Source organism: Variovorax sp. WDL1 (genome assembly GCF_001541225.1).
In the GTDB taxonomy this organism is placed as follows: Bacteria; Pseudomonadota; Gammaproteobacteria; order Burkholderiales; family Burkholderiaceae_C; genus Variovorax.
This window is the reverse complement of the sequence record NZ_LMTS01000092.1, coordinates 1-18,342: the sequence shown is the minus strand read 5'-3', so window position 1 is coordinate 18,342 and position 18,342 is coordinate 1. Positions and strand designations below refer to the sequence as shown.

The following is an 18,342-nucleotide window of genomic DNA, read 5'->3' as shown; positions in this document are numbered from 1 at the left end:
TTTCAGGTTGGGAAAGCGCGTGGAAGCGTGCTTGCAGGGTCTTTCAGAGGGCGCGCCCTAGAATGCGCCGATGGATGGACTGTTCACTGAATTCCTGATCTGGAAGGCAATCGGCCTTTGCGTTCTGGCGTTCGTCGTGAGCTTCGTGTACCGGCTCATCACTGGCCGGTCACTAACAGAGGCGCGGCGCGTGAAAGAAGAGGAGTAAGCGCCGAGGTGCCAGCAAGGCCAAGCGGCCGGCCGGCGCTCACACGCTGATAGGCCTCGATCGCACGCGCGAGCTCTTCGGGATCAGCCAGCATCGTGCCGAGGCGGTCCACCTTCCCACGCTTGGCGGACTGCCGCAGCGCGTCCAGCATGGGGCCGGTGAAGCGGCCAATGACAGGCGTCCGGCTTGCGATGCCGTTAACCAAAGGGTTGTCGAGCAGACCCAGGCTCAGCGCGTTCTGCACGTTCTGCGCCGTGTTCGAGCCAGTGGCCCGGCCGAGGTTGTCCGCGGCATCCGCACGCGCCAGGTCCCGGCCTACGCCGCTCAACGTGGCACGCTCACCATCGTCGAACAAGCCATTGACTGCGCCGCTGCGCGCGGCCAACCAGCGATTGAACTTGGCGTTCGTGAGCGCGCCTGCGGCATTGGTCTGGGCCGCCGCATCCGTCACCGCGTAGTTCTTGAGGAGCCCCGTGGTCTCTGGCGATGCGACACGACCGAATGCGGCCATGTCATCCGCCTGCGAACCGCGCGGGCTGAAGAACTTCGGCGCCAGCTCGCCGCCCTGCGCAGCCGGTTGACCGTCGCCCCCCTGCCGGAAGATCGAGGCCTGCGGGCCCGTGCGAAAGCGCTGCATGCGGTCCTGATGGATCGCAAGCGCCTGGCGCCACTGGTTGACGATGTCTCCAGGGAAGTTCTCGGCGCTCTGGCCGTTGCCGGCTGCAACGTTGTCCACGGCGGCATCGATGTCGCGGCGCATCTGATCCAGCGCGGCGGCCTCCCGCGTGCGACCCTTGGCCTGCGCCTCTGCATGCGCCTCGCCGATCGAGCTCCGGAGGTTCTGCACCTCGCGGAACGGCACCGGCTTGGGTAGCGTTGTGGCGCCAGGCGCGTCGCCCATCGCACTCTCAAGGCCAGCGCGGAAGGTGTTACCCCGATCGGCGGCTACGGAATAGACCTTGTTGCCCATCGCGTGCTCGCGTAGGACGTTCATAAGCGTGGCGGGGTCAGCATCCGGGAGGAAGCCCTGCGCGTGCATCGCCTCAGCCAACGTGTCGGGCGACTGCCCACGACCGTTCTGGATGATCGAGCGCATGTTGCCGGTCTGCTTCAGGTCGCGGATCTCACCGGCGAGCAGTTGAGCCCCCTTGGAATCCTGCTTGATGCCGCCGAGGCTCTTGATTGCCTGGACGATGTCTTGGCCCTGCCGGCGCACGCCTGGCACGGCCGAGGGCGCCACAGCTTCCAGCGTCTCCTCGCCGATGTCGCGTGCGGTGTCGATCGCGCGAGTGGCATTGGCGCCGCCGTTGAAGGTGCCGCGGCCCATGAAGCGCTGCTGTGCCGCCTCCATCTGCGGGATCGGGAGGAGGAAGCGCGTTTCGTCGAACGGGTCCACGGCGTCGAACGCGGCGGCGGTGCGGACGCGCGCAGCTTCGTCTGCAGCACGAACCTCCGGACCGAGCGCGTTGCCGAAGTTCTCAGCCGACTGCTGCACTGTGCCGGTCACAGGCGAAATCCTGTTCAGCGCGTCCAATCGAGCCGCGTCCTGCGCTTGCGAAGCCGTGAGGAGGTGCGTGTCGCCCGAGTTGCGCAACGTGCGCGCGAGCTGGCTCACACCGGGGTTCTGCAGGATCTGCGGCGCCGTGGGGGCCGCCTGCACGATGCTGGGGCCCTGCTGCGTGAGTGCTGCGCGCACGGCCGGCAGTTCGCTCGCCTGAAACCCAGCAGCGTCGACGATGGTCCGGGCATCCTTGGCGATCTGCGGCGCGAAGGACCGGCGCAGGCCGGACGCGAGCATGTCGCCGCCCTTGGCGAACGCCAGGAAGCCAGGCGGGAGCGCAGCGCCCACCAGACCGCCCATGCCGGCGTCATCGGGGTTCACGAGACCGGCCGAAGCCGCACCCGTGATGCCGCCGCCCAGGGCCCGCGTGCCGAGGTTCAGCAGCCGTCCGGTCTTCGTCGCCGGCACTACCCCAGTGCGGAACCCGCTCGATGCGAGCGATTCTGCGAGCGGCGCCAGGCGCGGAACCACCGCGCGCACGGTGCCGCCCAGCGCCGCGCCAGTGCCCGCAGTCCCTGCGATGTTGGCCGTGAGCCGCCCGGCGCTGAAGGACGGGCTGGCATTTTCCTCGTTGAACTGCTTCAGCGAGGCCTCGCGATCCGCGTTGGCACGTCCTGCATCGCTCTGCGCGGGGGTTCCTGTGATCAAGGCGGACAGTTGCCCCTTCTTCTTCCAGCGATCCTCTACGATGGAATCAGGCAGGAACTCGGCCGCCTTCTCGTTGGCCTTCGTCAACCCGGTCAGGATCGTGTTCCCGATGTCGGCGGCGCCGCTGGGCAGGCCCTTTGCGAATCCGACGGGATCGACTTCGATGCCGAGCGCGGACAAGGTCGGGCCGATGAGCGGAATCGCAGCCGTGCCGATCTTCTTGACCGTGCTGGACCGCGGCGGTTCGTCCACCAGTTCCCAGCGCGCGGGCGCGGGGCTGGCGTCATCGATCAGTTCGTAGGCCATCAGTTCGCCGCCTTCCAGGTGATGCCGTCAGAGATCATCGTCTTGCCGGTAGCGGTGTCGCGCACCGATCGGCCCTTGAACTGGGACGGGTTCGGCAGGTTTTCGAAAACTTGCCTTTTCCCCTTGCCGCCAGGGTTGTTCGGCAACGGGGCATCCGGCACCTGCTCGCCTCGCGTCAGCTTGAGCCCGCGGTCGACCACGTCGCGCAGATCCTTCAGCGCCGCGGTGAACTCTTCGGTGCTCTGCGCCTTGTCCAGGCGTGCAATCGCGTTCTCGGCCTTGGCGCCCTCCACCTCGGTGATCGCGCCGCCGCCCTTCAGGCTGTTGTACGCCTGCAGGAAGGTCTGGCCCTTGAGCTGGCTGCGCACCTGCGCGAAGTTCCATGCATCGGTGCCCGGCACGTAGTTGCGAGGGTCGAGCGTGCCTTGCAGGCCGGTCGCCTCTTTCAGGCCGGGATGGGTGAGCGCCTTGTCGATGGTCCGAAGCGCATCGTTGCCGGCGTTCAGGGCCTTCTGCTTTTCGGCTTTTGGCACGATGTCGGCCTTGATCTGCTCGACGCTGCGCACGCGCTCCGCCTCTTGCGCGGTCTTCTCGCGCGGGCTGAAGTCCGTACCACCTGCAACGCCAATGCCCGTCGCATCAGGCGCAGGAGCGGCAGCAGGCGCACCCAGAGGACGGCCCGGGAGAGCCGCAGCCGTGACTGCAGGGATTCCCGGAGCCGCGCCGGCCTGCCCGCCCTGCGTGAGTTGCGCCAGCACCTGCGCGCCGCCCGGAAGGCGCTGGAGTTCCCGAGCCAGGCCGGCCAGGTCGGACTGAGCCCTCTGCACGGCCGCAGGATCACCGGACTGTTGTGCGCGTTGCAGCTCCTGGCCAGCCTTGCCAAGCTCCGCAGACAGGATCTCGACTTGCCCAGCTGCAGCATTTGCGGTGCTGCCACCCGCAAGCCCCGGCGAATTGAACTGGCGGCCAGGCGCAGGCACGCCGAGGGGCCGGCCAGGGAGCACCGGCGCAGGCGCGCGGGCGATGCCAAGATCCTCGGCGACCGATGTCGGCTCCGGCCGGCCATTCGCGCCAATCCGGCCCTTGCCGGGCGTGTAGGGCGCCTTTGCCCGCTCCTGTGCTTCGACGAACGCGCCGGCCGCATCAATCGAGCCGGGCGCCGCGTACGCATAGGGCTGGCCGGAGCGTGGATCGACGCCGGTAACCGTGGTCTGCCCGTTGGCCGAGGTTGAGATGCCCGGCATGAAGCCGGTAGTCGAGCCCGGGTCGTTCTTGTTGAAGCGATACCCGTTGACCACCGTCCAATCGGGTTTGCTGCGCGAATCGATGAACTCGGACAGCTTCTTGCCGCCATTGAAGCGCCAGTCGGCAACCACTTGGTCGAGCGGGATGCCGTAGCGTTCCGAGATCTGCCGTGCCGTCATGCCCCCGAAGGGCGCGCCGCCACCGCCAGAAGCCGGCGCGCTACCAGCCCCGGCCGACGCCATCGAGCCGCCACCTCCCGCGGCGCCATCGCCGAAGATGAACATGCGGTCGAAATCGGCTTGCTGCTGCGCCTTCAGGGTCGCGGCCTTGCGCGCCTCTGCCTGGCTCGTGTTCTCGTCGATCTGCGACTGCATCAGCGAGCGCTTGAAACGCCGATCCTCGGTCGAGTCCTTGCGCTGGCGCGCGTAGTCGATGCCCGAGGCCAGGCGCTGGCCAAACCCCAGCGGAAACGTGGAAGGGCCGCCTGCAGCGAGCAGACCGAGGCCAAGCGCCGCATCGTCGGACTCGAGAAAATCAAATAGGCCTGCCATCGTTCACCCCTTAGAAAGCACCAGGGCCGCCGCCGCCAGAGCCATCAGCCGCTGCCGAGCCGCCTACGCTGTTGCCGCTGTTGCCCATCAGCCCGCCAGGGCTGGCGAACCGCTTGACGCCGAACTGAGACAGGTTCATCGGGTCGTTGCCACCCATCAGGAAGAACTCTTGCATGTCGCGATAGGCCTGCGTACCGGGCTTCGGCGTGTCGCCGTAGGTGTAGGCGCCATAGCTCCCGTTTCCACGGTTGCCGGCGCCGAGCGACATCTGCGTCTCGCCCATCAGCCAGGGCGAACGCCCCGAGTCGAGCAGGTACTGCTGTTGCGGCGTGTACCCCATGTCCTGCTGCACGAACTTGCGTTCGTCGGTCTTGGGAGCTGGGACAGGATCGGTGACGTCTGCAATCGGGCGCTGGCCCAGTCCTTCAGCCGTCGCCTTCCAGTCCCATGCTTTCGGGCGCGCGCTGCGGTTGTTCTTGTCGAAGCCAACCGGCTGCCCGCCGAGCTGGTCGAGCAAGGACGGCACGAGCGTGCGCCCATAGTCGCTGAGCGCGAACTGGTTGTCGTAGGCGGCGTCCTGCTGTGAGCTGAAGGGGTTCGCGAGCATTTGGCTCTGCATCGCCTGCCCTTGGGCGAGGTTCTGCATCAGCCACGGCTGCGCCGCCAGCCAGGGCTCGCTGCTGCTCGACTTCGTGCCGGCGCCGCCGTTCTTGTCGCTCTTCATTTCATCGCCTAGCAGTGAAATGCCGGCGCCGATTGCTGCTCCCCAGGGCATATCAGTTCCTTTCCGTCCGAATGCAGACGATCATGGTGATGCGGTCGCGCTGGCTGTCGTTCGTGACCCAGTGCGTGTAAGCGTTGTCGAACCAGAAGACATCACCAGGGCACGTCACCAGCGACTCGCCCTCGAAATGAAAAGCCTGTTCGGGCGCGGCCTCGATCTGCACCGCGAACTTGTCGTAGTACCGCGCGTGCCAGCCCGGGTCGGTATGCGGCTTGCAGACCTGGCCAGGCTTGATGCGTGTGATGAGCACACCGCCAAGGCGCTCGCCACGCACGGCAGCCATCAGCGGAAACACGATGTCGCGCACCGGCAGCACGTCGGCCGGCCTGTACCAGACGCTGTCATGCGCGCCGTCGGCCTGCATCGTGGCGGGATCGGCAAAGCGAGCCCAGATGTCCGAAAGCCCGTGGTGCGGAGAGCCTTCGGGCGCGGTGCGCTCGGTGCGCTGGTCCCAGAGCTCGGGATGCTCGGCGAGCGCTGCCCGCAGCGGCGCCACATTGAGCCCCTGCCATAGAAGTTTGATGTGGCTCACCCCAGCAGCACCTCGTCGACCCGCTCGGGATCGGTGCAATCGGTCGCCCAGATGCACAGCCAGACCGCATCGGTGACCGCGTGCACAGCATGGGTCCTGCCGGCCTTCACTTCGATCGCGCATGGCCCACGCAGCCACATCGGCGAAGCATGGCCTTCAACTTCGAGCCTCACCTCGCCGCTGACCAAGTACGACAGGTGATCGTGATCATGGGCGTGCTGCGCCAGGGCTGCGCCGGCCGGGATCTCGGTCTCCTTCACGTAGGCTCCGCCGCCGAAGAAGTGCGCCACGCCGACGCCCGCCTTTGCAAGATCCGCATCCTTCAGCACAGCTGCCGCGGCGCCAGGGCCGGCACCGCCGATGAGGGCCGCGATCATGCGAACCAAGTCCCCGTGTCGCCGTTCCAGCCCGAGCTGTCCGCGCCGCCCCAGTCCCAGCCGCCCGAACTCGAGCCCGAGCCGCCATTGCTGTTCCACCACTTCGACCCGAGCTGCGCGCCGCCCATCGCCGTGGCAAGCGGGTTGCTCGACGTGCCTTGCGTGGTGGTGGACGTGCCGAAGCCATTCCCGACGCCGTTCGCCATGTTGGTGAACTGCGTGAGGTAGTTGAGCGGCGTGTTCTGCCGGGTCGTCGAGTTGCTGATGTCGGTCGCATTGCGCCCGCCTATCCAGTCGATCAGGCCCATGCCTGCCTGCAGGTTCCCCATGTTCTGCGTGTAGCCGTCGTTGAACACGTCACGGTCGAAGTTCTGTTCGTAGCGGCGCGTGCCTTCGTCGAACTGGCGCTTGCCCTCTTGCGCGCCTTGGTCCCACTGGAACATCTGTCGCTGCTGGCTGTAGTCGTTGAAGCGCAGCTTGCTTGCGGCGTCGCCGATGTTGCGTTGCAGCCCTTCAGCGTTGGCGCGCTCCAGCTCCTGCAGCCCCGAGTTGCCGAAGCTTCCCGACTTGATCATTGCGGCGTTGGACGCCGGCAGCACGGTCCTGCCGTAGTTTTCGACCATGTCCCGGGTCGTCAGGTCGATGATCGATTGCAGGTTGGGGTTGTTCTTGCCCAGGAAGGGATTCGCATCCCCCAGGCCCCAGTTTGCGACTTCTGCCATGGTCAGTTCCCCTTCAGAGATTGGATTTCGGCTCGCGCTTCGGCGAGCTCGGCCTTGAGCTGCTGCACGGCCCGCCAGAGGTAGGCGCCCGCGCCGTCGTAATCCAGTGAGCGGATCGGGTCCGGGTTGTCGTCGGTCGCCTTGTCCCGCAGGACCAGCGTGGGCGCGTGCGGCTCGAAGTGGTCGGCGATGAAGCCGGCGCGGTGCACGGGCGAGTCATCGAGGTTCTTCACGTCGGTCCGGTCGTACTCGCAGGGGATCACCTCATCGATCCACGAGAGAACGTCGCCGAGTGGTTTCCGATTGATCTTCACTCGGCCATCCGAGGTCGCCACCCAGCCGCCCACCGAGTAGCCGGTGCCGTTGTTGCGCATCTCGAAGACTGCGGGCGAGGTCGAGCCGAGGATCCAGCGGCAGCCGGCCCACACGCCAGGTACGTGGTAGCCCTGGAAAGAAATGGTGTCCCAGCTCGGATTGGTCTGCAGCACCTGGCTTGCGAAATTCCCGCCGTCGGCGAAAGCGCCGTTGACCTGCAGCCCATACACTCCGCCCGCCTGCAGGCTGCGAGAGCTGACGATGTCGCCCGGAGTACCTATGCGCCCATCCGAGCGGCGGAAGTCGATCGAGCCGAGTCCGGCGCCAGCATCGCTAAAAAAGGTCAGGTTGGCGTCAGACCCTGCATTCGCCCCGCTCTCGGCCGACGAGTTGCCGAGCAGCAGCTGCCAGCGCAGCACGCCCGCACGGTAGGCATTGATCGCGACGCTCTGCGCGGCGCCTACCTTGTTGAGGATCAGCACCGCGTCGCCGTCGCCGCCGTTGACAGGCGCGATCGTTGCCGCCGTCCCATTCCCGCCACTGCGCGCTACCGTGAAGCCCGACAAGGCATCGACGTTCGTATTGATCGCCAGCGCCACCTCGCGAGCCCACGCCACGAGCGAAGCGTAGAGGCCTGCCCCAGGCGCAAGGCGCGGCTCCTGTCCGATCTTCTTCATCGGGCACCATCCGGCCGCAGCGGCAGCTTGTGGGCGGTCTCATGGTGATCGCCCATGAAGTCGAAGCGCACACGGTGGAAACGCCCGGACTGCCAGACATCGAAGCCGCCGTCGTACATCTGCTCAGTCGGGCCCGCGGCAAGTGCATCGCCCTCGTTGAACTTGAAGAAGCCGCTGGCCGACGCGCTGGTGGGCGACTGCGTGAAGCGAACACGGACCCGGTCGAGCAGCAATACCAGGTCGTCGTCGCCGTAGTCGCCCGTCGTGTAGCTTGAGGCGCCGCACACGCCGCTGTTCACGACGAGCTGATGACTCGCGTTGAAGTAGGCGAACGCGCGACCGCCCGAGAGCCAGTACTGCGAATCGAACGGGACGGGCGGCAGGCCATCGATCGAGCTCGAATAGACGTTCAGTCCGTCAATCGTGGTGCCTGGCGCCGTGAAGCTCAGCGCGGCCTCGGACACGAAGTCGGAGCGGCCCCAGCGCTTCGTCTTCACGTTGTAGACCAGCACCCTGTCGAGCGCGCCTAAGCTGCCAGTCGAGGCGAAGCTGACCCAGACAAGCTGCCGCTGCCGGTCGAAAGACACGCGGGTCCTGTACCGGTAGGTTTGCGAGCTGTTGCGCCGGAACCAGACGCGCACCTCATCGCCGATCGACACCGGCCGAGTGCTGTCGAAGAGCCAGAAATCGTCCTCGCCGACGATAAAGTGAGCCCCGCCGATGTCGCACACCGCATCCAGCCCCACAGCGCCGCAGTCGTTCGAGCCAGGCACAAGCGTCCATTGCCAGGTGCCCGAAGCCGAGCCGACGAACTGGCCCAAGAAGATGCCGCGGGTCTTGTAGGCAATCACGTAGTCGCCCAGGCCTGCAGCAGCCTGGATGCCGCCCGGCACCGCCACAAGGCGGCCCGTGGTGGCGCCGGTCGCAACGCTCGGCGTCCAGTCGGTCTGATTGCCCTGCGCGCAGCACCACCAGCGGTCCGGCGACACGCCGAAGGTGCCGTCGTTCGTGTTGAACGCAATGACGAAATTGTTCGAGGCGCTGACGACGATCTTGGCGCGCGGAGCGGTCGCGATGGCCGCGAAAGCACCCGTCGTCGAGCTCTGCATGGTGTCCACCAGGTTCGACGCGATCGTGGTGTCGCCGAACTGGCAGAAGCTCCACCGAGAATCAACGCTGCCCGTGTAGCTGCCGCCCCCGGCGCTGCGGTCGGTCCAGGTGGTGCTGAGCAGTTCGTACAGCTTGGTCTGCGTGCCGGCGAAGATCCGCCGCGTCTCGTCGAGCTTGGTGATGATCACTGCGCCGCGGCACTCGGCCGCCAGAGCCGCGACATTCGCAGTCGCCCCGGTCGGCGCACCGGCAAAACCGGTCTCCGTGGGAATGATGTTGGCGCAGTCGGTGAAGATCCCGGGCGTGTTCGGGTCCACATCCGGCGCGAAGCCAAGCAGCTTGTCCATCAGCGCTGCATCCTCAGGCGCGAGCCGCTGATCTGCGCGGCCTCATCGGCACCCTTGAGCCCGTTGATCGCCTTGTCGAGCAGCGAGCCGAACTCGGCGACCTTGTCCGGGTTTTTGACGAAGATCGCGGCCTCAAGCAGCGAGGCATACAGGTAGACGCTCGGCGCCCTCGTGAGCAACCAGTTCGTCGGGGCGATCTCAAGCAGCCCCGGGTGCTGGTAGTACTTGACGTCCAGCACGAGGTCAGCCGACGGCGTCTGGCCATAGAGCAGCCGGCCGCCTTCCAGGCTGTACGCACGCGGATTGCCGCATGGCGCGAGGTCTTCCAGCGCATCAGGCGCCATGTATTCGATCCGCGGCTCGGTGGCGCTGCGGATGCGCTTGAAGGCCAGCCAATCATCGGGTAGCGCCACCCAGTTCTGCCCGGCAACGATCGTCAGCGTGTCGGACGCGATGCCCCATGACACGCGCACGCGCTGCCAGATCCGCTCCTCCGCCAGGCGGATGAAGTCGGGGACGCGTCCGACCACTGTTGAGTCGCCGCGCGCTGCCCAGGCCGACACAGCAGTCTGCAGGTCGGTGTAGTTCGAGATCGTCATGAGCTCAGCACTTCAGGTACTTCTCGAACATGACGAACTGGCTGTTTTCGCGCAGCCAGGCCTTGATGGCGTTCTTGCGCTGCGTGTTGTCGCGGATCAGCAGGAACCGCGCGTACTCGGCCGGCGGGATGTGGCCCACCAGCCGCCCTTCGCCCCAACGCATGCCCTCCGTGGACTCGCGCGCCGCGCGCGCGTACTGCAGGTGCGGCTCCGCGTCGTACGAACGCTGGACGATCAGGGAATCGCCTTCGAAGTGCAGTTGCGTACGCACACCCTGTGCGTTCGTGCCCTCGTCGACAGTGACGTTTTCCTCATAGCCCATGGCTTCACCTCCGGGTCGCTTCTCAGCGATGCCTTGAAAGAAAAAGGGCCTCCGGTGAGGGAGGCCCTTCGATGCGCGCGAGCGCTGATTACGGGGTCAGATCGGCGATCTTGCCCATTGCCTTCTCGGCGTCGACCGTGAGCGTCACGTCGGCGGTCACGAGCACCTTCTCGCTGTCGCCGGTCTTGCCCATTTCCTCGGTGCGGAAGCCGTCGAGGAACGACAGCTCACCATGTTCGGGGTTGACCAGGAACACGGTCGACGAACCCTGCATGATGTAGTGCGGAACGATCTCGATCTCGCCGAAGTCGCTCATGTACACGTCCGCGCCGCCGACGATCCGGCCCTGCTCCTTCTTGCCCACCTGGTAGCGGTTGACCGCGATACCCGTGAAGCCGGAGAAGGTGACCTTGTGGCTGGGCGACATGACCGCCTGCGGGGGCACCTGGCCAGACGCCGTGTAGGCGGCCTGTGCAACGGTCTTCAGCAGTGCCTCGGTGAACGTGCGGGCGGTGCCGGCGACCGGAGCCGTCAGCGGTGCGCCCGAGGTGTGGGCCGTGGTCGAGCCGCCCGCGCCGTGGGACACGTTGCTGTAGATCAGCACGCCCAGGCCGCCCGACTTCGACGCAACCGACGAGGAGCCGGCGACCGCAGCGTTGGACGAAAGCACCATCGCCTCGATGTCGCGCTTGATCTCCTTCATCTTCTTCGCCTTCTGGTAGGCCATCGACTTGCTCTGGCCGGCCTTCTTGACGACGTTGGCGCGACGGCTGACCGCCGGGCGCTTGGTGAAGATCTGGCAGTAGTTGCCCACGCGATCGGTGCCGGTCAGGGCCTCGGCCGCGAAGTCGTCACCGTCGATTGCCGCGTTGTCCTTGTTCGCCGCGGCGAGCGCGTCGCGCTGCCACTCGTGCAAGGTGTTGGTCGCGGTGCCACGGCCGAAGTTGGTCGTGATGGGAACGTCTTCGGGATCGACGTTGTAGATCTTGTCGACCAGGTCTTCGCGAACGGAGTTGTTCACGTCATACCGGTCGAATAGGTTTGCTGGCTGTGCCATCTACGGCTCCTCAGATGTTGTTTGCAGACAGAAATGCGGCAAGGTCGTCGACCTTCGCGCGGCCGGTTTTGAACCGCTGCGAGACCGCCTTGTTGACCTTTTCGCCCTTCGGCACACTCTGGCGTTGGGGCGGCAGCTTCGGCGCGTTCTGCACCTTTTGCTTCACCGTCGTCTTCGCCTTGTTTTGCAGTTCGTGAAACGCCATGGCGTCGCGCATGATCAGCACGAGAGAGGGATCGGTGATCTTCTTGAAGCGCTCGGCGGGAACGCCGTACTTCGAGATGATTCCCTTGAAGATTTCCCCCAGGTCGGCGGTGCTGTTGATGCCTTCCTTGCGCAGCGTGCCCCAGGCTTGCTGCACAGATACCTCAGCTTGCTGTCGCGCCTCCTGCTCGGCTTGGTTCTTCTCGAGCTCCATGCCGTAGCGCAGCTGCTGCAGCACGTTTTTCACGGCTGTAGAGCGCGCGCTCTCTTCGATCCAGGCGGCTTTGTCGGTCACCGCCAGTTGCGCCATTTCGGCTTCACTTTTCAGGCCCGCGAGTTGCTGGATGGCGTCGTGTGCCAGCGTCGCCTGCTGCAGGTAGTAGTTCCGGCCCTCGTCGAGCCTCTTGGAAACCGCTTGCACTGCCTCGCGTTCCCGATTGCCGAGCTCCTGCGTCTTGCGGGTGTAGTCCGCATGGCGCTGATACCCGGCGATGAGTTCCTTTTCGTCCACCTCGATCGTGGTGTCGGCCCCGTCTTCGCCTTTGACAGGGACTTTGAACTTAAGACCTTGTCGACCTTTTTCAGGCTCGTCCTCGGGGTCGACTTCCGGATCTTCCGGGTCGTCCTCGGGTTTGTCGGGGTCTTCTTCCGGCTCGTCGTCCGGGTTTTCATCGATTTCGGAGTTGTCCGGCTGTTCGTCGAGTTCCGCATCGCGTCGGGAGGTTCCTGATTGGTCGGCCTCGGGGTTTTCGACCAGGAAACTCGCCAGATCATCCACAGTCGCAGGGGCCGAATCGGCTTGTCCAGGCATGGTGATTTAACTTTCTAGCTTCGACCTCCCCCGCGAGACACCAGGGGGAAGACATAGGGAGGGACGCATCACTGCGGAGCCCAGATGGGGCGGGTGTACGCCCGGAAATCAGCGCCCGGTGACCTGGCGCAAGCCGCGCCGCAGGCGGGACTCGTCGCGTATGTCATCGGCATCGATCTTGGCCTGCGCCAATTTGCCGTGTTCGATCATTCCGCGCAGCGTGACCTTGATTCGGTCGACCAGCTTGAGCTGCTGCAGCAAGAGCCGTTGCCCTTCCGCGTCGCGCATGTCGGCCTTGCGCAGCGCGTTCATGATGGTCGCGTCCATCCGCTCGAACGCCTCATCGAACGCCGGGCTGTCGAGGACCAAGCGGGCTTCGACGCCGAGCGTCGCAATCTGTTGTTCCGTCTTCTTCACGTTCTGCCTTCCGTCATGCGAGCAACAGCGCAATCAGCGCCTCTTCTTCGTCGATATGGGCGGCAAGCACTGCCCGCGCCTGCTCTTCGGCCTGCATCTGCTGTATGCGAAAGGCCACCTGTGCCATGAAGGCGAGCTGAGCCTCAAGGCCCGACCCTGCCGGGATCACCGGACGTTGCGCGAGCCACTGCTGCATCAGCGCCCGGAACTGGGCTTCGCCGCCATCCTCCAGCGCCACCTGCGCGGCCTGAACCTCGATCACCTTGGCGCGCTTCGCTGCCCGCTCCTTCGCCGGCTTCACGCGCTTTTCGTTCCTCGCCTCCAGGATGCGTTGCATCAGGGGCTTGAAGGACACTTCTCGAGCGCCGCCCGCCTCAAATCCACCCAGGCGCGGCGGCAGCGTGGTTCCCTGCGTGACTGTCGGCGCATGCCCGCTCAACACGATCGCGCCGGCACCTGGCAGCACGCTCTGTGCGCCCGATTGCGTGACGGTGGGTGCATAGCCCATGATCGCGATAGACCCGGAGCCCGGAGCAACGCCGTGCGGCTGTCCAATGCTCGGCGCATACCCCGTCAGCGCCAACGAACCCGCGCCCGGCTGCACCGAGAGCGATTGCGAAACCGTCGGCGCATGCCCGGTCAGCGTGAGAGCCACCGCACCTGGCGCAAGCGAATGCGGCTGCCCGATCGTCGGCGCAAAGCCGGTCAGGGCCAGCGCACCGGCGCCAGGGGCAAGGCTCTTCGGCTGCGCGATGGTCGGCGCGTGGCCGGAAATAGCAACGCTGCCAGCCCCGGGATCTAGCGCAGTGCCACCGCCGCCCGCCGCTTCCTTGAGCGCGAACGAGACCGTGATTCCGTTCGACGCACCAGGCGCCACCGTCCACGCTGATGGGACGGCCGCAGTCGTGTTCACGTTCTGCGTGCCAACAGCGGCGCACCAGAATTGCCCGGTGTCCGTCTCCTCCGTGACGTTGAAACCTGCGTTGCTGTTCGTGAACGCGCTAATCGTGCCGGCGTCCGTCCCGATGAAGGTCAAGATGCCGTTCAGCGCCTGCACCTGCCCCAGCGTCGGCCGCGAGAAGGGATTGCCGCTGCCGCTCACGCCAGCATTGAGCGAGCTCGCGTCATAGGCTGCAGCTGCTGCACCTTTGGCGACCACCACAAAGGCAACAGGGTAGGTCGAGCCGCTATAGGTGATGTTGACCGTGTGCCCGCTGCCTGTAGCCGCGCTATCTTTCTCCCACACCGCCAGGCGCGTGCCGCCCTGCGTCAGATTCGCTTTGGCCGTGCCGTAGGCGTTGCTCTTGCTGTCTGTCGGCGTGTTGATCGTTATGCCGGAATCCGAGCTCGACGACACCGTGATAGCCGGCGCGCCGCTCGTGACAATCCCGCTCGACGTGATGCCCGTGACGCCCGAGCCAGTGACCTTGACGACCTGATAGGTGATCGCCATTTCAGAACCTCTCGATCAGCACCCCGGCCGTGACGGTCTGGAGCACCTTGAAGGCCAGCAAGTAGGCGCCTGGCGGGAAAGGCTCCCCCTCCTGGATCTCCCACATGCAGGACCGAAAGTTGCGCTTCTCATCGCGGAAGACCTCTTGCCCGCCCGAGAACGTGAACCCCTGCGTGCTTCCGTCCGGGCCGGTCAGCGTGACCTCTGCGATCGGGCCAGCGGGCCAGGGTGCGCCGTCGGCGTGCGAGATCGTGACCTTGATCGCGCGGACAGGGTTCACTAGGCCGGCCGGGATCGTTGCCGACACCGCATAGGGGTTCACCCGGGCCGCGTACTGCTGCGACGCCCGGGACAGGAAGACGGCCATGGACTCAGGTTGCCGACAGAATGCCGTTCGCGTGCGGAGTGACGGTCAGCGGGTTGCCGGCAGTCGTCAGCGGCACGTCGGCCGGCGCCGAGTCGCCTAGGAAGTGGCCCAGCATCGGGTTCACCTTGCCGTTCAGCGTGCCGAGGTAGTACACGACACCGCGGCGCCAGGCAGGAATGCCGGTGCCGGTCGCGTTCCACACCGCAGCAGCACTGGTGAACTTCACGACACCGCCCGTCTGGGTCAGGGCAACGCTGGTCAGCGCAATGCCGCCGGTGGAGTAGCCCTGGCCGTTCGCGATCTCGTTCCCCGAGGCAGCCGCCCACAGTTCATCCGTGGTGTTGTTCGGCGTCCAGCCTGACGCCACCAGAGCCAGCCGCCAGTTCGCGGCAGTGGCGTTCAGGAGGTTGGTCGCGTTGAAAAGATTGAGCTTCGCCAGATCGGGGAAGACGAATACACCTGCAGGCATGTGGCCTCCTTATTGCAAGCCGACGACGCGGCCGTTTTCATCGCGCACGATCGGGCGCATCTGTTGACCGTGCTGCACGCCGACAGGCCGGCCGTTCTCGTCGCGAACGATGCTCTTCGGCGCTGTCACCATGTCGGCGACATAGCCCAGGGCCTGCATCACAGGTTCCATCGGGTCCACTTCGACGGCGTCCCCTTCCGGGGTGAACTCGACGTTGGGCGGCACGCCCTCCGGGTGCGCGATGCGCGCGACGATGATCTTCGTTCGGTTGTCTGCCAGGACCTTCTCGCGTGCGGCCTCGATCTTGGCCAGCTCGATACGTTCGTCCGCCGCGTCCTTTTCCCGCTGGCGCTGTGCATCGCGTTCGTCGTTGGCCAGCTGTACGGCGTTCTGCGCCTCGGCCGCGCGTGTGGCGCGCTGGTCTTCGAGCTCGAGCTTGCGCATATCCCGGGCGGTCTCGGCCTGGAAGCGCTGCGACTCGGCCTGCAGTTCCATCTGCTTGACCATCACCTGCGGCGGCGGGCCCTCTTGCTTCTCGGGCAGCTTTGCGTCGCCCGGGTCGGTCAGGTAGTCGCCCACGTTCTTGAAGCCACTGAGGTCCAGCATCTTCGCGTTCGTGTTGTAGATCTGCTTCGGAGTGACCATCATCGGGCCCAGCGGAGACTGCGCGAGCTGCAGCTGCGTCTGCTTGACGCCGTTGAGCACAGCCATCTGGCCCTTCTTGTCGCCCGTGCCCAGGCCGACATTGATCGTCATGTCGTAGCTGTCGCGCCATTCATTCGGATCGAGCTCCACGAACTCGCCGCGCAGCTTGAAGGCGATCTTTTCCATGCCGCCTTCGGTCAGCAGCTTCAGGATGCCCTGGAATACCGGCTTCACCAGCACCTCAGCGAACATGCGCGCGATCAGTTCGGTGCGCTGCTTCGAGGCGTCGTCGATGATTTGGGTTTCGCCCAGCGTGCGGTCGCCGCGCAGCGCGTTCGGGTCGATTCCCATGCGCTGCTTGGTCAGGCCGGTGCGCTGCTCGCGCATCTCGTCCACGTAGGCCAGCAGCGGCTGCATCTGGTTGCCGACGTAGGGCGTTGCCTCCACGCCAATAGCGTTCTCGCCCCAGGTCTGCACCACCCCGCCGGGCCGGCCGTCCAGCAAGTCCTCGATGCTGGCCATCGGCGCGCCGTGGCTGTCGACCATCACCGTCTTGCGCGGGTTGTTCGCGAGGGACGCATTGTTCACGACGCCACGCGTCAGGTCGGTGCGCAGCTTCTGCAGGTCGCTGACGATCTCCCAGATGCTTTGACCGATCACGCGATGCTGTACGAGGATCGGCGAGCCGGTGGCAACCGGAACCTGGCTGCATTCCTCGCTGCTGAGGATCTTGTCCTTCAGCCGCCAGATCTCGCGCCGCTCGGCGATTCCATCACCATCAGCGTCAACCAGCACCCACTCGATGCGCAGCCAGCCAGTCGACAGGCTTTCGTCGTCGCTCGCGCTGCTCTGGGCTTCCGTCACGTCCTCGTTCGACCGGCCAGTGCGGTCGCGACGATCGAGAGAATCGGCGGCATTGCCAGGCTCCGCGCTGCCGGCCAACTCTTCGGCAGTCACGTCCTTGTAGCCCATGACGTGCAGATCGGACAGTGTCACCAGCATGTTGCGGGCGACGTAGGGGCAGTCATGCAGGAGCGGGCTGGTCCAGTCGCGCTTCACCAGCAGGCACTCGGGCTCGAACGCATCAACCTTGATGACCTGGCGTTCGGTGATGCGCGCGATCTTGGCATTCAGCAGCGTCTGCATCATCGGCTGACCGTCCGGGCCGATGGCTGGCTGCCCGGTGGCAGGGTCGATCAAGGGCGATGGCACCGTTTCGATGCCCTCGATCTCGTCACCTTCCTGCATGGTCGCGGCAAGCGTCAGCTCGGTCGCGCCGCGGACAGGGATGGTCTCTTTGCTGCGGACCGTCTCTTTCCGCCAGTGAATCGCGCAGTTCTTGTACATCAAGGCGTCTTTGAACGCCGTGTACAGCACGAGAAAGCCGCTGTTCTGCTTGTAGAACACGTAGTTGCAGGCATCGGTCGCCTGCTGGGCGCCCTTCACCTCGGCCTCGCGCGTCGGATCGAACACGACAGCGTCTTCGGAGCTGATGAAGATCTTCAGCAGCTCGGGCAGCAGCCATTCGATGGTGTCCTGGACATCGCTGGTCACCACCTGCGACCAACCGTCCTCCTCGTTCCCGTATGGACGACGGAAATACTCGAGAGTCGCCTTCCGGCGATCGGACGCGAGCTGGCCGAACGTGTAGTCGGCTGCGTCCTCTTCGAGCAGCTGCAGGTAGCTCAGCAGCTGCGTGTCGTCCATCTTCTCGCTCACGCTGCGGCCTTACCCTCTGCCTCGGCGCGGTTGCGCTCGATGGGCGACAGTTCGGGCCACGGCGGGCGGCCACGGACTGCAGAGCCGTCCGGGTAGGTGTACGTCTCGGACAGTACCGCTTCGTCAGCGGCCGGCACGTCGCCCTGGGGCTTCGATTCGGGGGCGCTGGTCTTGCGAGTTGCCATGGTTCTTTCCTTTCTGCGCCGTCAGGCGAGGACTCGATTGCGCTGCTTGAGCGGTTTCGGGGGGCGCGGCGGGGCGCCGAGCTCGGCGAAGGTCAGAAGCCAGGCATCCGCCCGGTTCGGGCTCTTCACGCCTCGCGCCTTGAGCTCCGGCTTACCCTCTACCTTGATCAGGCCGTTACTCAGAACCGAATAGGTGGGAACGGTCAGCTCGGCGATCGTCTCTTCGTCGTCGGCCAGGTGGCAGTCTTTCGCCTCCAGCCATTCGCGACCCTTCCACCAGAGCTCATCGCGCAACCGGTTGAACTGACGGTCGGCCTTGGCGTTCACCGCCTCGGCCTCGGCCACGTTGACGCCGTTGACTGGCAGGCCCAGCTCTTTGAGGCGGTCGACCACGCCAGCACCGATGCCGATCACGTCGACATTGATGGAGACCGGGCGCTCCGATTCGGGCGTCTTGTCCCACTCGGCTTTGATCAGGCCGGCGGTCTGCATGGTGTCCTTGCCCCACCACTCCTCCACCGGCGCGAGCTGGTGATTGCCCTTGCGCTTCGCCAGCGCCGAGCTGTCGTCGCCGAAGCGAGCAACGTCCACGCCCCAGATCACCGGCGCACTGGCGATCACCGCCACTTCGCGGATCTTGGCCGCCTCGCAGAGCTCCAGCGAGATCACTCCGTATGCGTCTGGCCAAGTCACCTTGCCGCCAAGCGGGCG

The 18,342-nt window shown here is 65.7% G+C and carries 19 protein-coding genes; all 19 read right to left on the bottom strand.

Annotated elements, in window-relative coordinates; all coding sequences use genetic code 11:
* Positions 1 to 158: 158 nt before the first annotated feature.
* Positions 159 to 2,723, bottom strand: a complete 2,565-nt coding sequence (locus APY03_RS13205) for a hypothetical protein (protein WP_068677514.1) — start codon at positions 2,721 to 2,723, stop codon at positions 159 to 161.
* Positions 2,723 to 4,519, bottom strand: a complete 1,797-nt coding sequence (locus APY03_RS13200; protein WP_068677513.1) for a hypothetical protein — start codon at positions 4,517 to 4,519, stop codon at positions 2,723 to 2,725. The genes APY03_RS13205 and APY03_RS13200 overlap by 1 nt, the downstream gene beginning before the upstream one ends.
* A gap of 10 nt (positions 4,520 to 4,529) precedes the next feature.
* Positions 4,530 to 5,243, bottom strand: a complete 714-nt coding sequence (locus APY03_RS13195; RefSeq protein ID WP_146039393.1) for a hypothetical protein — start codon at positions 5,241 to 5,243, stop codon at positions 4,530 to 4,532.
* Positions 5,244 to 5,295: 52 nt separating this feature from the next.
* Positions 5,296 to 5,835 (bottom strand): aspartyl/asparaginyl beta-hydroxylase domain-containing protein, encoded by a 540-nt coding sequence (locus APY03_RS13190; protein ID WP_068677509.1) that lies wholly within the window; start codon positions 5,833 to 5,835, stop codon positions 5,296 to 5,298.
* Complete coding sequence (locus APY03_RS41415) at positions 5,832 to 6,212, bottom strand: cupin domain-containing protein (RefSeq protein ID WP_068677507.1); 381 nt, start codon at positions 6,210 to 6,212, stop codon at positions 5,832 to 5,834. Before APY03_RS41415 ends, APY03_RS13190 begins: the two co-directional genes overlap by 4 nt.
* Entirely contained in the window at positions 6,209 to 6,934 is a 726-nt protein-coding gene (locus APY03_RS13180; protein ID WP_068677505.1) for a hypothetical protein, read from the bottom strand. Before APY03_RS13180 ends, APY03_RS41415 begins: the two co-directional genes overlap by 4 nt.
* Positions 6,935 to 6,936: 2 nt before the next feature.
* Positions 6,937 to 7,926, bottom strand: a complete 990-nt coding sequence (locus APY03_RS13175) for a tail fiber domain-containing protein (RefSeq protein ID WP_068677503.1) — start codon at positions 7,924 to 7,926, stop codon at positions 6,937 to 6,939.
* Positions 7,923 to 9,383 (bottom strand): hypothetical protein, encoded by a 1,461-nt coding sequence (locus tag APY03_RS13170; protein ID WP_068677501.1) that lies wholly within the window; start codon positions 9,381 to 9,383, stop codon positions 7,923 to 7,925. The genes APY03_RS13175 and APY03_RS13170 overlap by 4 nt, the downstream gene beginning before the upstream one ends.
* Complete coding sequence (locus APY03_RS13165; RefSeq protein WP_068677499.1) at positions 9,383 to 9,982, bottom strand: phage adaptor protein; 600 nt, start codon at positions 9,980 to 9,982, stop codon at positions 9,383 to 9,385. The genes APY03_RS13170 and APY03_RS13165 overlap by 1 nt, the downstream gene beginning before the upstream one ends.
* A gap of 4 nt (positions 9,983 to 9,986) precedes the next feature.
* Entirely contained in the window at positions 9,987 to 10,304 is a 318-nt protein-coding gene (locus APY03_RS13160) for a hypothetical protein (protein WP_068677497.1), read from the bottom strand.
* A gap of 88 nt (positions 10,305 to 10,392) precedes the next feature.
* Positions 10,393 to 11,361, bottom strand: coding sequence for an SU10 major capsid protein (locus APY03_RS13155; RefSeq protein ID WP_068677495.1), 969 nt, complete (start codon positions 11,359 to 11,361; stop codon positions 10,393 to 10,395).
* A 10-nt stretch (positions 11,362 to 11,371) separates the two neighbouring features.
* Positions 11,372 to 12,376 carry a hypothetical protein gene (locus APY03_RS13150; RefSeq protein ID WP_157103403.1) on the bottom strand — a complete coding sequence of 335 codons (1,005 nt, stop codon included), beginning with the start codon at positions 12,374 to 12,376 and terminating at the stop codon, positions 11,372 to 11,374.
* A 108-nt stretch (positions 12,377 to 12,484) separates the two neighbouring features.
* Positions 12,485 to 12,793, bottom strand: coding sequence for a hypothetical protein (locus APY03_RS13140; RefSeq protein WP_068677488.1), 309 nt, complete (start codon positions 12,791 to 12,793; stop codon positions 12,485 to 12,487).
* Between the two features lie 13 nt (positions 12,794 to 12,806).
* Positions 12,807 to 14,246, bottom strand: coding sequence for a hypothetical protein (locus APY03_RS13135; RefSeq protein WP_068677486.1), 1,440 nt, complete (start codon positions 14,244 to 14,246; stop codon positions 12,807 to 12,809).
* Between the two features lies 1 nt (position 14,247).
* The gene (locus APY03_RS13130; RefSeq protein ID WP_068677484.1) at positions 14,248 to 14,613 is read right to left on the bottom strand and encodes a hypothetical protein; all 366 of its coding nucleotides are present in this window, start codon (positions 14,611 to 14,613) and stop codon (positions 14,248 to 14,250) included.
* A 4-nt stretch (positions 14,614 to 14,617) separates the two neighbouring features.
* On the bottom strand, positions 14,618 to 15,082 hold the full coding sequence (locus APY03_RS13125; RefSeq protein ID WP_083944325.1) for a hypothetical protein: 465 nt from the start codon (positions 15,080 to 15,082) through the stop codon (positions 14,618 to 14,620).
* A gap of 9 nt (positions 15,083 to 15,091) precedes the next feature.
* Positions 15,092 to 17,446, bottom strand: coding sequence for a cell envelope integrity protein TolA (locus APY03_RS13120; RefSeq protein WP_068677482.1), 2,355 nt, complete (start codon positions 17,444 to 17,446; stop codon positions 15,092 to 15,094).
* Positions 17,443 to 17,631 carry a hypothetical protein gene (locus tag APY03_RS13115; RefSeq protein WP_068677480.1) on the bottom strand — a complete coding sequence of 63 codons (189 nt, stop codon included), beginning with the start codon at positions 17,629 to 17,631 and terminating at the stop codon, positions 17,443 to 17,445. The genes APY03_RS13120 and APY03_RS13115 overlap by 4 nt, the downstream gene beginning before the upstream one ends.
* Positions 17,632 to 17,652: 21 nt before the next feature.
* Positions 17,653 to 18,300, bottom strand: a complete 648-nt coding sequence (locus APY03_RS13110) for a hypothetical protein (RefSeq protein ID WP_102905551.1) — start codon at positions 18,298 to 18,300, stop codon at positions 17,653 to 17,655.
* Positions 18,301 to 18,342: the final 42 nt, after the last annotated feature.

Bases quoted from the DNA above. Each gene is read 5' to 3' on its own strand.
- APY03_RS13170 (WP_068677501.1), bottom strand. From the start codon at position 9,383: ATGGACAAGCTGCTTGGCTTCGCGCCGGATGTGGACCCGAACACGCCC.
- APY03_RS13125 (WP_083944325.1), bottom strand. From the start codon at position 15,082: ATGCCTGCAGGTGTATTCGTCTTCCCCGATCTGGCGAAGCTCAATCTT.
- APY03_RS13200 (WP_068677513.1), bottom strand. From the start codon at position 4,519: ATGGCAGGCCTATTTGATTTTCTCGAGTCCGACGATGCGGCGCTTGGC.
- APY03_RS41415 (WP_068677507.1), bottom strand. From the start codon at position 6,212: ATGATCGCGGCCCTCATCGGCGGTGCCGGCCCTGGCGCCGCGGCAGCT.
- APY03_RS13130 (WP_068677484.1), bottom strand. From the start codon at position 14,613: ATGGCCGTCTTCCTGTCCCGGGCGTCGCAGCAGTACGCGGCCCGGGTG.
- APY03_RS13175 (WP_068677503.1), bottom strand. From the start codon at position 7,926: ATGAAGAAGATCGGACAGGAGCCGCGCCTTGCGCCTGGGGCAGGCCTC.
- APY03_RS13205 (WP_068677514.1), bottom strand. From the start codon at position 2,723: ATGGCCTACGAACTGATCGATGACGCCAGCCCCGCGCCCGCGCGCTGG.
- APY03_RS13195 (WP_146039393.1), bottom strand. From the start codon at position 5,243: ATGAAGAGCGACAAGAACGGCGGCGCCGGCACGAAGTCGAGCAGCAGC.
- APY03_RS13180 (WP_068677505.1), bottom strand. From the start codon at position 6,934: ATGGCAGAAGTCGCAAACTGGGGCCTGGGGGATGCGAATCCCTTCCTG.
- APY03_RS13160 (WP_068677497.1), bottom strand. From the start codon at position 10,304: ATGGGCTATGAGGAAAACGTCACTGTCGACGAGGGCACGAACGCACAG.
- APY03_RS13135 (WP_068677486.1), bottom strand. From the start codon at position 14,246: ATGGCGATCACCTATCAGGTCGTCAAGGTCACTGGCTCGGGCGTCACG.
- APY03_RS13115 (WP_068677480.1), bottom strand. From the start codon at position 17,631: ATGGCAACTCGCAAGACCAGCGCCCCCGAATCGAAGCCCCAGGGCGAC.
- APY03_RS13150 (WP_157103403.1), bottom strand. From the start codon at position 12,376: ATGCCTGGACAAGCCGATTCGGCCCCTGCGACTGTGGATGATCTGGCG.
- APY03_RS13165 (WP_068677499.1), bottom strand. From the start codon at position 9,982: ATGACGATCTCGAACTACACCGACCTGCAGACTGCTGTGTCGGCCTGG.
- APY03_RS13155 (WP_068677495.1), bottom strand. From the start codon at position 11,361: ATGGCACAGCCAGCAAACCTATTCGACCGGTATGACGTGAACAACTCC.